General features: G+C 65.1%; 13 protein-coding genes. 8 read left to right on the forward strand and 5 right to left on the reverse strand.

The genetic code is table 11. The features are described from left to right. Positions 1-104: 104 nt before the first annotated feature. Positions 105-1,325: a helix-turn-helix domain-containing protein gene (locus tag DPM33_RS13670; RefSeq protein ID WP_112097957.1), complete on the forward strand. Its 1,221-nt coding sequence runs from the start codon at positions 105-107 to the stop codon at positions 1,323-1,325. Between the two features lie 94 nt (positions 1,326-1,419). Then, a complete protein-coding gene (locus DPM33_RS13675; protein WP_112097958.1) occupies positions 1,420-2,067 on the forward strand; it encodes a Vgb family protein in 648 nt (215 codons plus the stop codon). An 11-nt stretch (positions 2,068-2,078) separates the two neighbouring features. Here the strand turns inward: DPM33_RS13675 and DPM33_RS13680 are convergent, their stop codons facing one another. The 3 genes from DPM33_RS13680 to DPM33_RS13690 all read right to left on the reverse strand — a co-directional run bounded on the left by DPM33_RS13680 (position 2,079) and on the right by DPM33_RS13690 (position 5,264). Further along, a complete protein-coding gene (locus tag DPM33_RS13680; RefSeq protein ID WP_112097959.1) occupies positions 2,079-3,167 on the reverse strand; it encodes an acyltransferase family protein in 1,089 nt (362 codons plus the stop codon). Positions 3,168-3,273: 106 nt separating this feature from the next. Next, positions 3,274-4,536, reverse strand: coding sequence for an MFS transporter (locus DPM33_RS13685; protein ID WP_245442136.1), 1,263 nt, complete (start codon positions 4,534-4,536; stop codon positions 3,274-3,276). Next, positions 4,533-5,264, reverse strand: a complete 732-nt coding sequence (locus tag DPM33_RS13690; protein ID WP_112097961.1) for an MBL fold metallo-hydrolase — start codon at positions 5,262-5,264, stop codon at positions 4,533-4,535. Before DPM33_RS13690 ends, DPM33_RS13685 begins: the two co-directional genes overlap by 4 nt. Before the next feature lie 109 nt (positions 5,265-5,373). Here DPM33_RS13690 and DPM33_RS13695 point away from each other — a divergent pair, with 109 nt between their 5' ends. Further along, positions 5,374-6,039 carry an ArsR/SmtB family transcription factor gene (locus tag DPM33_RS13695; protein ID WP_112097962.1) on the forward strand — a complete coding sequence of 222 codons (666 nt, stop codon included), beginning with the start codon at positions 5,374-5,376 and terminating at the stop codon, positions 6,037-6,039. Between the two features lie 499 nt (positions 6,040-6,538). After that, positions 6,539-7,213, forward strand: coding sequence for a peroxiredoxin-like family protein (locus DPM33_RS13700; RefSeq protein ID WP_112097963.1), 675 nt, complete (start codon positions 6,539-6,541; stop codon positions 7,211-7,213). A 218-nt stretch (positions 7,214-7,431) separates the two neighbouring features. Here the strand turns inward: DPM33_RS13700 and DPM33_RS13705 are convergent, their stop codons facing one another. Next, complete coding sequence (locus DPM33_RS13705; RefSeq protein WP_245442138.1) at positions 7,432-9,426, reverse strand: BTAD domain-containing putative transcriptional regulator; 1,995 nt, start codon at positions 9,424-9,426, stop codon at positions 7,432-7,434. Positions 9,427-9,596: 170 nt separating this feature from the next. Here DPM33_RS13705 and DPM33_RS13710 point away from each other — a divergent pair, with 170 nt between their 5' ends. Beyond that, positions 9,597-9,839, forward strand: coding sequence for a DUF1127 domain-containing protein (locus DPM33_RS13710; RefSeq protein ID WP_112097965.1), 243 nt, complete (start codon positions 9,597-9,599; stop codon positions 9,837-9,839). Positions 9,840-9,909: 70 nt separating this feature from the next. After that, positions 9,910-10,140: a hypothetical protein gene (locus tag DPM33_RS36225; RefSeq protein ID WP_112097966.1), complete on the forward strand. Its 231-nt coding sequence runs from the start codon at positions 9,910-9,912 to the stop codon at positions 10,138-10,140. Between the two features lie 161 nt (positions 10,141-10,301). Here the strand turns inward: DPM33_RS36225 and efp are convergent, their stop codons facing one another. Beyond that, positions 10,302-10,871: an elongation factor P gene (gene efp / locus DPM33_RS13720; RefSeq protein ID WP_208648397.1), complete on the reverse strand. Its 570-nt coding sequence runs from the start codon at positions 10,869-10,871 to the stop codon at positions 10,302-10,304. Between the two features lie 129 nt (positions 10,872-11,000). On the opposite strand from efp, the gene epmA reads away from it, so the two are divergent. Together epmA and DPM33_RS13730 are read left to right on the forward strand one after the other, a co-directional pair. Continuing rightward, complete coding sequence (gene epmA / locus DPM33_RS13725; protein ID WP_112098053.1) at positions 11,001-12,047, forward strand: EF-P lysine aminoacylase EpmA; 1,047 nt, start codon at positions 11,001-11,003, stop codon at positions 12,045-12,047. 189 nt (positions 12,048-12,236) lie between these two features. Beyond that, positions 12,237-13,682 (forward strand): adenylate/guanylate cyclase domain-containing protein, encoded by a 1,446-nt coding sequence (locus tag DPM33_RS13730; protein ID WP_112097968.1) that lies wholly within the window; start codon positions 12,237-12,239, stop codon positions 13,680-13,682. Positions 13,683-13,777: the final 95 nt, after the last annotated feature.

Genomic DNA, 13,777 nt, shown 5'->3' on the forward strand with positions numbered 1-13,777 from the left:
CGTTCTTGGGTTTGGTTGGGGGTGACGGGGACAGACATAGGGCCGCATGCTTCGATGGTGAGAGTTACAAGTGTGACGCGATTTGCTGCGGCTGAGGCTAGGGCATGGACTCGCTGATCAATGCCGCCGGCCGCGCGCTTGCCGCCGGCGATCCGCTCGGCGCCTTGAAGCGCGTCGCGCTGCGCGACGACGCGCCGGCGCTGGCGCTGCGCGGCATCGCGATGGCGCAGCTCGGCGATTTCGCCAAGGCCAAGGCGCTGCTCAAGGACGCCGCCCGCGCCTTCAGCCCGAGGGAGACTGTCGCCCGCGCGCGCTGCGTCGTCGCCGAGGCCGAGATCGCGCTGGTCTCGCGCGACCTCGGCTGGCCGGAGAAGGCCTTGCGCGCCGCCCGCGCGACGCTCGCCACGCATGGCGACCGGTTGAACGCCGCCTATGCCGGCAGCCTCGAGGCGCGCCGCTTGATCCTGATCGGCCGGCTCGACGAGGCCGAGCGCCTGCTGGCCGGTTTCGATCCGGCGCCGCTGCCGCCGGTCGCGCGCGTCGCGCATGAACTCGCTGCCGCCGGCATCGCGGTCCGGCGTCTGCGGACGAAGCCGGCGCGCGCCGCCTTCGGTCGGGCATCGCTTGCCGCGTACGAAGCCAACATCCCCGCGCTGAAGGCGGAAGTCGAGGCAGCGTCGCTCGTGCTGAGCACGCCGGTGGCACGGCTCATCGGGAAGGGCGTGGAAAAGCCGCTGATGCTCGACGAGGTCGAAGCGCTGCTGGCGTCGGGCGCGCTGGTCGTCGATGCCTGCCGCAATGTCGTGCGCCAGGCCGATGCTGTGATCTCGCTGGCGACGCGGCCGGTCCTGTTTGCGCTGGCCCGCTCGCTTGCCGAGGCCTGGCCGGCGGATGCCTCGCGCGAAGTTCTCCTGAGGCGAGCCTTCCGGGCAAGGCATGCCGATGAATCGCATCGCGCGCGGCTCAGGGTCGAGATGGGGCGGCTGCGCGCCGAACTCGCCGCGCTGGCCGAAATCAATGCGACCGCCGCCGGTTTTGCATTGACGCCGCTGAAGGCCGCCGAGGTCGTCGTGCTGGCGCCGCCGGTCGAGGACGAGCACGGCGCGGTGCTGGCTTTCCTGGCCGACGGCGAGTCCTGGTCGAGCTCGGCGCTGGCGATCGCGCTTGGCGCCAGCGCACGTACTGTCCAGCGCGCTCTGGAGCAGCTCTCGGGCGAGGACAAGGTGCTGGCGGTCGGCCGCGGTCGGGCGCGCCGCTGGATGATGCCGCCGGTGACCGGATTCCCGACTGTGTTGTTACTCCCGGGTTCGCTGCCGGGCGTTTAGCATGTCTCCCGAAAGTGGACCCCGATTTGGGGAAAAGACATGCGCAAAACGAAAGCTTGCTCCACATCGTTCAGTTTTTGATGGAGATTGGAAAATGAAAAAAGCAGCCGCCGAAATCCTGCGCGAATACGGGCCGTTCCCCGGCGCCGAGCGCGTCAATGGCGTCACCTATGACGGCAAGAGCGTATGGTTCGCCGACGGCGACAAGGTGAACGCGCTTGATCCCGAAAGCGGCATGATCGTGAAGTCGATCGATGTCGCTTCGCATGCCGGCACCGCCTTCGACGGCAAGCACCTCTACCAGATCGCCGAGGACCGCATCCACAAGATCGACCCTGGCACCGGCAAGATCGTCGCCACCATCCCGGCGCCGGGACATGGCGGCGATTCCGGCCTGGCCTGGGCCGAAGGCTCGCTCTGGGTCGGCCAGCACCGCGCCCGCAGCATCCATCAGATCGATCCCGAGACCGGCAAGATCATCCGCACCATCGAATCCAACCGCGTCGTCACCGGCGTCACCTGGGTGGATGGCGAGCTCTGGCACGGCACCTGGGAAGGCGAGGAGAGCGATATCCGCCGCATCGATCCTAAGACCGGCGAGGTGCTGCAAACGCTTGAGATGCCGGCCGGAACGGGCGTGTCGGGGCTGGAATCCGATGGCGCCGGCTGCTTCTTTTGCGGCGGCGGCGGCAGCGGCAAGGTCCGCGCCGTGCGCCGTCCGGGATATGATGCCGGCAAGTAACCGCTGGCCGATCAGGCCGCCTCGCGCACCGGACGCGACATGGCTTTGCCGGAAACCTTGGTGGTAGTCGGCCCGTCTATATGCGCCCAGGCCGGCCGCTCGAACAGAAACGTCCCGAAGCCGATCCGCTTGACGATGAAATAGAGCAGCACCGGGCTGATGACCGAGACGAGCAAAACCGCGAAGCTCAGCATGCCGGTGTCGGTCAGAAGGCCGCTTGCCATCGCGGCGCCGCGGAAGAGCGACATCGGGATGGTGAAGGCGACATAGACGACCAGCGAATGCTCGCCCAGCCAGCGCAGCCATTCCATCGAAGCGAATTTCGACAGGAAGCCGCCGGCAACGCAAAGCGCCACCGCGCCGGCAACGGCTAGCGCCAGATGCAGCGGCGGCCAGGCCGCCAGGCCCATCTGCATGCCGACCGGCTGCAAGGCATAGCCGGGCGAATAGACGAGCAGGCAGTTGACGAGCGCCCAGGCAAGCAGGCCAGCCGTGGTCATCGCCGGCCGCGCCTGCGTCCACGCGACCAGTCGGAACACCAGCGGCGCCAAGACGAAGCCGAGATAGAAGAACACGAAATAGGCCGCGAACTGCTCCAGCGCGTAGCTGTCCGGCTTCGGCGCCCACATCTGCAGCGCGGCGGCGAGCGGGATGACGACCCAGTGCGGCACCTTGAATTCGCGCAGCACGCGTATGACGATGCCGAAGACCGCCAGCATGTAGATGAACCACAACACGCCATAGGGCTCGACCGTGGCCATTGCGAGGTCGTGTAGCATGCCGGCGGGATCGCCGCTGAAGATGCCGATCTTCAGCCCGATCGAGATCACCGCCCACAGCACGTAGAAATAGAGATAGTGGACGACGCGCCGGTCGACATAGCGCCGCCACGGCCGGTCGATCACCTGCGACAGGAACAGGCCCGAGATCAGGAAGAATTCCGGCATGCGGAACGGTGTCGCGAAGCCGATGGCGTAGTGCAGGAAGCCGATGTCGTTGGTGTATTCGCCAGTGTTGTAGGCGGCATACATCATCACCACCAGGATGATGGAAAGGCCTTTTGCCGTGTCCACCCACGGCATGCGGTTCGGGCTGCTCATACGCGATCTCGAGGGAATGTAGCTGTCCAAATTGTAGCGGACGGGCAAACCCGGCGCAGCATCAGGCTTCCATTAACGTAAACGCGGTCTCTTCTCAGGGCTCGCGTCAACCGTGACCTGATGCCTTAACCGGCCCGGCGCTGCGCGGCTCGCGCATCGCCACCGCGACGATCGCGCCCGACAGGAAGGTCAGCGCCGCGATCACTGCTATCGCCGCGACGAAGCCGAAGAAATCGGCGATCAGGCCGGCGGACAATGCACCGATCGCGTAGCCGAGGTCGCGCCAGAAGCGGTAGACGCTGAGCGAGCGCGCCCGCCAGGAGGGATGCGATGCGTCCGATACCGCCGCGATCAGGCTCGGATAGACCATCGCCGTGCCGAGGCCGAGCAGCACGCTGGCCAGCAGCCACCAGCCGAAGTCGCGCGTCATGGCGGTGGTGAGAAGCCCCGCCGCCTGCACCCACATGCCGGCCGCGATCAGCCCCTTGCGGCCCCAGCGGTCGCTCAACGGTCCGGTCGCCACCTGGAAGACGCCCCAAACGGCCGGATAGACGGCCTTGAGGATGCCGATGCGCTCGATGCCGAGCCCGTTGGCGACGAAGAACAGCGGAAACAGCCCCCAGCTCATCCCGTCATTCAGATTGTTCACCAGCCCGGCCTGCGAGGCGGCGAACAGATTGCGGTCACCGAAGGAGGTCAGCACGAATATCTCGCGGAAGGAGAGCGTCGAAGCCGCTTTCGGATGATTGGCCAGTTCCAGCCGCACATGCTCGCGCGTGTCGCGCACGAGCAGGATCGACAGCGCGGCGCCGACGATCGCGTAGCCGACGCCGAGATAGATCGGCACCGGGCGCAGCCCGTAGCGGCTCGCCAGATAGCCGGTGAGGAAGGCGGTGACGCCGACGGCGAGATAGCCGGCGAACTCGTTGAGGCCGACGGCGAGCCCGCGCGATTTCGGTCCGACCAGGTCGACCTTCATGATCACCGTCATCGACCAAGCGAAGCCCTGGTTGATGCCGAGCAGCGCGTTCGCGGCGACGATCCAGCCCCAGCTTGGCGCCCAGATGATGATGAACGGCACCGGCAGGCCGAAAAGCCAGCCCAGGATCAGCACGTCCTTGCGGCCCCATCTATCGGCAAGCTGGCCGGAGACGAGGTTGGCGCAAGCCTTGACCACGCCGAAGCTGACGATGAATGAGACGACCAAGGTGGTCGAGGCGACGCCGAATTCCTCCGCGCCGATCAGTGGCACGACTGTCCGCTCGATGCCGACCATGCCGCCGACGAAGGCGTTGATCAGCACCAGGAGCGAAAACTGCTTCCAGTTGGCCTTGAGGCCGAGCGCCACGGCGGATGCCGCTGCGCTCAAGATTTTGCTCCGGCGTTGACGGCGCGCGTGCGTGCGGCCTCGGGCGGCGGGGGAGGGATGTCGGCCGTCATGACGGCGACGAACTCACACTCGTCCTCGATGCGGAAGGCCTTGTTGAAGCGCCGCTCGAAACCGATCGTCGATGTCGGCTTGCCGCTCAGCGAGCGGCCGCAGACCGAGCCCGAATAGGCGCCGGGCAGCACCTCGATATGGTCGGGCAATTCCTTCAGCCGGCTCACGCTGGCATAGAGCGCGCGCGCCCCGTCCTCGGCGCTGGAGGCAAGTTCGGTGCGGCCGAGATCGCCGACCATCAGCGTGTGTCCGGTGAGCACGAACCAGGGCTCGGGCGATCGGGTCCGGTCGGTGACCAGGAGGCTGAGATGCTCCGGCGTATGGCCCGGCGTGTGCATCACCGTCGCCGTGACATTGCCGAGTTCCAGCACCTCGCCGTCCTTCGCGCGCCGGAACGGGAAGCCCGCTTCGGCGCCTTCGAACAGCACGTATTCGGCGCTGGTCGCCTCGGCCAGCGTTCGCCCCGCCGAGATGTGGTCGGCGTGGATATGCGTGTCGACGACGTAGAGGATGCGCATGCCTGTCGCGCGTGCCGCCTCGACATAGGGCGCGATGTCGCCGACCGGGTCGACGACCGCCGCGGACGCCTTGCCGCCGCAACCGAACAGGTAGGAAGCGGCAACCGGGTCGGTGTGCAGGAACTGCCTGAGAATCATCGCTTTTCCTCCGAACGGACGGCTGAGCGGATGGGCCGCCCAGCTTGACAGTGCGCCGAAACTATCATTCAATCATTCCATTGAATGACGATGCGTCGTAGAAGGACCGATGTCAATCCGCAATCCGAAGCAGGCGCTTTACGAGCAGTTCGCGGTCGTCGCCAAGGCGCTCGGGCACCCGCTGCGCCTGGAGATGATCGAGCATCTGGCGCAGGGCGCGCGCAGCGTCGAGGCGCTTGCCGCCAAGCTCGGCCAGCCGGTCGCCAACATCTCCCAGCATCTGCAGGCGCTGCGCCGAGCCGGCATCGTCGTGGCCGAGCGGGACGGCAAATTCGTGCATTACTCGCTGGCCGATGCGAGCGTGCTGTCGGCCTTCGCCGCCGTGCGCAGCGTTGCCGAACGGCAGCTTGCCGAGGTCGACCGCATCGTGCGCGGCTATTTCGACGCGCGCGACGACATGCGGCCCGTAAGTCGGGACGAACTTCAGGCGCTGATGCGCGACGGGCTGGTGACACTGATCGACGTCCGCCCGGCGGACGAGTTCGCACTCGGCCATGTGCCTGGCGCGATCAATGTCCCGCTGGGACAGGTCAAGGCCTGGTCAGCCGACGCCGATGCCTGCAGGGAAGTCGTCGCCTATTGCCGCGGTCCGTGGTGCGTGATGTCTTTCGAGGCGGTGGCCGCACTGCGCTCGCTTGGGCATGCGGCGCGTCGACTGGAGGACGGCATGCCGGAATGGAAGGCCGCAGGCCTCCCGGTGGAAGTGGTTGGCTGACATCGTGGCCAAAAGATTAGATGGCACGGAATGCTTGTTGGCCGAGGTTCCTCTGAGCGCCAATTGCAGACGCTTGGTTACAACATGGCGAATGCCTCGAGTGGGGAGCGGAACTGGACCGGCCGCAATCGAGCCAGATCCTCGAAAGACTACCGTTCTGCTTGCGACCAAAGCGCTGTTCGCCGTTAAGGGCGCTCAGGGTCTTTCTCGGCAGGCTGCCGTTGCTTACACTGTAACGCTCGGTCACAAGCGGTCGGGCATTTCCAGACCTTGGCGCGCCTGGGTATTAAGAGCCTGCTCGGCTCGTGGGCGCGATCTAGTGTAAAAGCGTTGCCCTCCGTAAGAAACTGGCGTCCGCCCTCTGCGTGCTATAAATTGACTATCGACGCCGTCCTAAGGCCGACCGCCATTTCAGCATGCCCAAGGACGTATGTGCCGCACATGGCTCAAGCCACCCGCCCGCACATCCGTTGTGGATTGACGCGCGAGGAGGATCAGCATGTCAGAACGTCTCAACACTGGCCCGCTGCAACTTGGCGAAACGGCGCCCAATGTCGTGCTCGACGCGATTACTCGCGAGGGCAAGATCGCCATCGACGACTTCCGAGGCGAGAAGCCAGTGCTGGTTGGACTGTATCGAGGCCTCCATTGTCCTTTTTGCAGGCGCCAAATCGCCATGCTTTCGCAACTTGCCCCAGCCCTCAACGAGAAGGGCATCGAAAGTCTGACAGTGGTCAACACGCCCATTGAGCGGGCGCGCCTCTATCTGCGGTACCACCCGATGCTCGGCCTGCTCGCGGCATCCGATCCGGAGCGGACTTCACACCGCGCCTTTGGATTGCCGAACATGCAGATCACCGAAGACGAGAGCGCGTGGCCGCAAAAGGTTTCGATGAGCGATGTGAAGTCGATGCGGGTCGACTTGCCGGGCGAGATGCCGGAGCCGATGGACCCGTTTGCGGCGCTCGAATATCTGAACAAGAAGGACGGCTACGATATCACGGAAGCGGATCAGCAGATGATGGCCACCGGCGTTGGGCAGCTCGTCGGTCAGTTCTTGCTGGACCGCGATGGCGTGGTTCGCTGGACTTCCAACGAGGTACTCGATGGCGGGCTATTCGGCGCCCCGAACACTCAGGAGCTGATGTCGGCAGCGTCGCAAATCGGAAGGTAAAGAGCAGCTTCGGTAGTGGAGGCTAGGCGCAGGATTGCGCGAGTTGACGGCCGTCGCCTGTTAGGAGCCCACAAACCGGACCGCTCCCCCTGCCGATGAACCCGGAGGGGCGGTCGTGCAGCCCTTGCTGCGCGCCGCGTCGAGGACGGAATGCCGGAATGGAAGGCCGCCGGCCTGCCGGTGGAAATGGCCGCCTGATAGTGTGGCCAAACTGATGGTCAGCGCTCGGGCAATCCCGCCAGCTTCAAGCCTTCGGCCACCTTGTTTGCCCATCCCGGGGTGTTGTGGAAGACAGGCAGCGACCGGAATCGCTCGATCGTGAAACTCGGCTGGGCGGCCATGAGCTTTTGCGCGGCCCAGCGGGCAGTCTCCAGGTCGCCGTTCATCGCCGACCAGGCGGCGAGGTATCGATAGGACGTGATGATGTCGGGGTGGGCGGCAATGACCTCACGAGCCATCGCGACGGCCTGGGAAAGGGAGCCCGTCTTTGCCAAGGCATAGCCCATTCCCAGTCTCACGGCGAACGCGAACGGATCCATCGGGCTCAGCGCCATCGCTCGCTGGAACCGGTCCTGCGCCAGGCCGGCTTCACCCCTATAGATCGCGATCCAGCCACGGCGCGCCCATGCCCACGCATTGTTCGGATCAAGCGCGAGCGCCTTTTCGATAAAGGTGGCGGCGCGCTCCTGATCACCGCCCATGCTCAAGGCCGCGCCAGCGGCGGTCAACGCGGTTGGATCATCGCCGATCGAGCCGGCAGCCTCGACCGCCGCGACCGCCTTTTCCAGCTCCCTTTCCGGCTGCTCGGCCCACAGAAACACGGCGTTCGAGGCGTGGCACCACGCCAGGAGCGCATGCGCGCGGCCATAGGCCGGATCGATGGCGATCGCTTTCTTGAGCAGCTCTATTGCCTGGTCGTTGGTGTCCTTGCGGCGGCCCCAAATGTTCGGATAGGCGCGCATGACGAAATCATAGGCCCGCAGGCTGGTTGGCGGCTTGCGCCTGGCAAGCTCGATCTCGGCGCCGCGGATGGCCGGGTGGATGGCGCCCGCCACCTGTGCCGCGATCCTGTCCTGGAATTCGAAGACGTCCTCGGCCGCGCCCTCGTAGCGCTCGGACCATAATTGTGTCCGCGTCTCGGCATCGACCAGTTGCACGGAAATGCGCAGCCGGTCGCCGCCCCGCCGAACGGTGCCCTCGACGACATAATTCACGCCGAGTTCCTTGCCGACCTCGCGCACGTCGACGAAGCGGCCCTTGTAGGTGAAGGTGGACTGGCGCGCGATGACGAAGAAGTTCCGGATACGCGAAAGCGCGGCGGTGACCTCCTCGACAACGCCGTCGGCAAAATACTCATCATCCGCCCCGCCAAGATTGTCGAAAGGCATCACCGCCACGGAAGGCTGGTCGTGCGGCCTTGCCGGACTGGCGACAGGCTGTGCAGGTTGGGCGGCGTCGTGTGTGGGCGCGGACCGGCGATCTCCGCCCCGCATTTGCAGCGACGCCGCCAACGATTGCGTCTGTGCCTCGGGTTCCAAGCCCAGATGCTTCTTCAGCAGCGCACGGCAGGTCTCGAACTGGCGCAAGGCCGCGTTTTCGTGGCCCCTCGCGGCGTGGATGCGCATCAATGCCCGATGCGCCGGCTCCGCGGTCGGATCCGAGGCAAGCAGCCTTTCCGCCAATCGTTCGCAGGCAGTTTCGGCCGCGGATGCGGATTCGGGGGCCGCGAGGCTCAGGCGCTCCGCCAATTGCTGCGCCTTTTGCCGGTATCTCACCTGGTACGGGCCGAACCATTCATCCAGACCGTCGGGAATGACTTCGCCCGCAAGCAGATCGCCACGGTAGAGGTCGGCGGCAAAGGCTAGCTCCGCCGTCCCGCCTTCAGCGAGCTTGCGCTCGAAGAGCCAGATATCGGCTTCGTCCGGACCGGCCGTCAACGCAACCGTTTCCTGATCCCCGTCGATGGAAATGGCCGCATTGCCGGCGGCGGGAAACCATCGCCTGATGTCTGCTAGGGCCTGACGCAGGCTGTTTCGCGACTGCGCGTCGCCCCGTCCGGGCCAGAACCCTTCAGAGAGCGTTTCGCGGCGGTGGCCGCGGCGTCCCGCCAGGACCAGGGCGGCAAAAAGCAGCGCCGATTTGCGCGTTGCGAAGCGGACAGGCTGACCCTCTGCGGAAGTCACTTCGAGACCGCCAAGCAACCGGATGCGCACGACGCCCTCCGAAATTCGAACGCGCCGACAGAATAGCATCTTCGCCGGTCGATTTAACGCGGATTTAACGGCGGTCCGCCGGGCTTCCCCCAATGGTTCACGCCTGGCTGAACAATTGCAGATCGCCCGTGTGACAAGCTCCGGCCGTAATCTGGAACGGGAGAAGCGAAATGGCACACACGGAAGCTCACGCGAAGACCGGCGCGTCGAAACGCCGGCTGCTTGGGATAGCATCAAGCACCGTCGCTGCGGCAGTCGCCGCCTTCGTGGCATGGCGGCGCAGCATCGCAGGACGCAGGGCGCTGGCGGACCTGTCGCCCCATGAGTTGAGGGATATCGGCTGTCCGGAGCCGCCTGCGCCGAAGTTCGTCGTCGGGGTCGGCCTCATGACGGACCTGATGTCCATGAGGTGAGGTGCGCCACCTATCTCGCGTCGCTCGAAAACCCGAGCGTCGCTGCCGCCGCCAATCATGGAGAGTAAGCATGCATGAGAGGGCTGATGCGCCGATTGCACCCACGACATTTTCGCGCGGGGAAGCGCTGAGCATCCTTTCGGCCGGCATTGCAGGGCCATGCTGCGGCGAGGCCAATGAGATGCTGGCATGGCTCTATCTGCTGCCGCCCAGCGAGGCTGTATCCAGTGAGATGGGCGCCGAACCGCCAGTCGATCGCCCCCGGCTGTGGCTTCGCCTGCGCAGTCTCTTTCGGACTTGAGCTAGCCGACATTGGCCCTCCCGTGGGGGGGCGCGCGGTGAGGTCCGATCAAACCCGCCAAATGCGACCTTCGTGATCAGAATCCGATGGACGTTCCATGCTGACGGTCGGCCCGCCTGGTTACAGGCGAGCCAGGCATAGGCCACTGAACCCCCGGACTCTCAGTCCTTGGCGCGCTCGACATAGGAACCGTCGGCGGTCATCACAACGATACGCGTACCGGCGGAGATGTGCGGCGGCACGGTCGTGCGCACGCCGTTCGAAAGCACGGCCGGCTTATAGGAGGACGACGCCGTCTGGCCCTTGGTGACCGGCTCGGTGTCGACCACCTCGAAAGTGGCGCGCTGCGGCAGCACCAGCGAGATCGGCACGCCGTTGAACTGCGCCAGCTGCACGGCCATTCCTTCTTGCAAATAGGGCGCGAAGTCGCCGACGACGCCTTCCGAGGCCACGACCTGGTCATAGCTTTCCGGATTCATGAAGTGAAATCCTTCGCCGTCGGAATAGAGGAAGGTGTGCTCGCGCTCCTCGACATAGGCGCGCTCGACCATTTCGGTCGTGCGGTAACGTTCCGAGATCTTCACCCCGTCGCCGATGCGGCGCATGTCGAGCTGGGTCACCGGCGTACCCTTGCCAGGGTGGATGTTTTCGGCAAAGAGGATGACATAGAGCTTGCCGTCCTTATCGACGACGTTGCCTTTGCGTAAGGAGCTGGCGATGACCTTGACCACGATATTCGATCCCGTTCGAGTTTTTCGGCCTGCGAGCGTCGATTTCCGCGAAGCGGCGACGGCGGCCATCGCGTGCGCCCTAGCGCATCTTGCGCCGAACCGCCAGCCTTGCGCGCGATTTTCCTGCCCATGACCGCCGCTTCGCCCTGGTGGACGCCGCATATCCATGCCGACCGCCGGCCACGCCTGATGGCGCGCAACGCCATCGCCGCGGCGCTGCGCGGCTGGTTCTCGACACGCGATTTCATCGAGGTGACGACCTCGGCGTTGCAGGTCTCGCCCGGTAACGAGGCGCATCTCGCCGCCTTTGCCACCGAAGTCATCGGACCCGACGCGTCGCGCCGGCCGCTCTATCTCCACACCTCGCCGGAATTCGCCTGCAAGAAGCTGCTCGCCGCCGGTGAGGAGCGCATCTTCAGCCTCGGTGCCGTCTGGCGCAACCGCGAGCGCGGGCCGCTGCACCACCCCGAGTTCACCATGCTCGAATGGTATCGCGTCGGCGAAACCTACGAGCGCCTCATGGCCGACTGCGCCGAATTCCTGGCGCTCGCCGCGGAAAAAGCCGGCGCCAAGAGCTTCCGTTTCCGTGGCCGTGAGGCTGACCCCTTCGCCGAGCCGGAACGGCTGAGCGTAGCTGAGGCCTTTACCCGATATGCCGGCATTGACGTTCTGGCGACCGTCTCCGCCGACGGGACCACGGATCGCGACGGGCTACATGCGGCGTTGGTCAGCGCCGGAATGCGCACCGCGCCCGACGACAATTGGGCCGACCTGTTCAGCCGGGTGATGGTGGAGAAAATCGAGCCGGTCCTGGGGCAGGGGCGGGCGACCATCCTCTGTGGCTATCCGATTTCCGAAGCGGCCCTTGCCCGGCCGAGCGCGCAGGATCCGCGCGTCGCCGAGCGCTTCGAGCTCTATTGCTGTGGCGTCGAGCTTGCCAACGCCTTTGGCGAACTGACGGATGCGGCCGAGCAGCGTCGCCGCTTCGTTACCGAGATGGACGAGAAAGAGCGCATCTATGGCGAGCGCTATCCGCTCGACGAGGATTTCCTCGCGGCCTTGGCGATCATGCCGCAGGCCTGCGGCTCGGCCCTAGGCTTCGACCGGCTGGTCATGCTGGCGACGGGAGCGCAGAGGATCGACGACGTGATCTGGGCGCCGGTGGCGACGCCGTGACAGGTTGCGGACCGGGTGATTGATCCGGTCGAGCACCAGGACCATCCATCTCCAACTCCCGGCGTTTCGGCGCGGCTGCCCAGCACGCCGGGGCGCCACCTGTGCCCTGTCGGACGACAACGCAATTCAATTCATTCGCTTCGGACCGGTTTTCTAGTAGGCTGTGGCCGGCAAAATTGAGGATCCGACGTGACGGCAGTCGACGATCGTCTTCTCGAAAGCAAGATGACCAAGGTTGAGCAGGCGCGAGCCTGGAGCCCACGCGTCATCTCGAAATTCGAGACGTTGATCAGGAGTGCCGACGACCAGTCACTCTTTCGCGTCAATCCTCTGGCCTTTGCCCGCGACCGCTCAATCGCCGAGCCTGAAGCAATCGACCTGTTCCTTCATGCCGCCCGCTGCGGTTTGTTCGACATGAGCTGGGATGTGCTGTGCCCCCAGTCCGGGATGGTGCTCGATAGTTTCGGCGCGCTGCGCACGCTGAAGACCCACTACGTCTGCGGCCTGTGCGACGTGTCGGGTGACACGGACCTCGACGACTTCATCGAGGTCTCTTTCTCAATATCGCCGAAGCTGCGGCGCCTGCCGCACCACAATCCCGAGACGCTCCCCGTCGAGGATTTTCACTGGAAACTCCACTTCGGGCACGACGGGCGGCTGCCGGGCCAACACGTTCGCTTTCTTGACGTTCTGCGCGGCTTCGTTCGGGGCATGACGTTTCTGCCGCCGGGCACCACCACGGTGCTCCACGCCGACCTGGGACCGGGCGCCCTTTCGGGCGTCAACGTGCAGACGCAGGCGGCGTTCGCCGTGCCGATATCGGGCGAACCGGTGTTGGTCCCGACGCTTCTGAAGGTCGACTATGACGGTAAACGCTTCTTGCCGGCGTTGCCCGCTGTTCCGCCCGGTCCGATCGCCATTGAGGTCGCGAACAAGGGGCCGGTGCGAGGCTCGTTGCTTGTCATCAACTGGCCGCCCGAGCTTGTCGCGCTGACCACCAAACCACCGCTCGATTTCGACCCTTATGTTTCAGGCGGAGCGTTGCTTGCACGGCAAACCTTCCGCCAGCTCTTCCGGTCGGAACGCGTCGACGAGAAGGAAGGACTCGGCATCCGCCAGGTCACTTTCCTGTTCACGGACCTCAAGGGTTCGACCGCCATGTATGAGCGCCTGGGCGATCTCAACGCCTATGCTTTGGTCCGTGAGCATTTCGCTCTGGTCAACGCGGCGGTTCACCAACATTCCGGAGCGGTCGTCAAGACGATCGGCGATGCGGTGATGGCGGCATTTTCGCGGCCGTCGGATGCGATTTCGGCCGCGCTGCACATCTTTGAAGAAATCGATCGCTTCAACGGCGACCATGACGGACCGGGGATCATTCTCAAGATCGGTGCCCATTGTGGACCGTCGATCGCCGTGACGCTCAACGACAACCTGGACTATTTCGGCCAGACGGTGAATGTCGCCGCGCGCGTGCAGTCCTTGGCTGAAGCCGGCCAGGTCTGCATCTCGGAGGCGCTTCATTCCGCGCCCGGGGTTGGCGAAATTCTTGCCGGCCATCGTGTTGTGGCTTTTGACGCGCCTCTTCGCGGTGTGGACGGTGAAGCAACCGTCTATCGAATTGGGCCGGGATAGGTGGGCATCGGCCGTTCGGGCAGGTCCAGCTTGGAGCGGGCAAAAGGCGCGTGGCGAGCTGCTTCCATTTGTTCGTCAAAAGCACCGCGCCGGCA

Origin of the sequence: Mesorhizobium hawassense (assembly GCF_003289945.1) — a bacterium.
Taxonomy (GTDB): Bacteria; Pseudomonadota; Alphaproteobacteria; order Rhizobiales; family Rhizobiaceae; genus Mesorhizobium; species Mesorhizobium hawassense.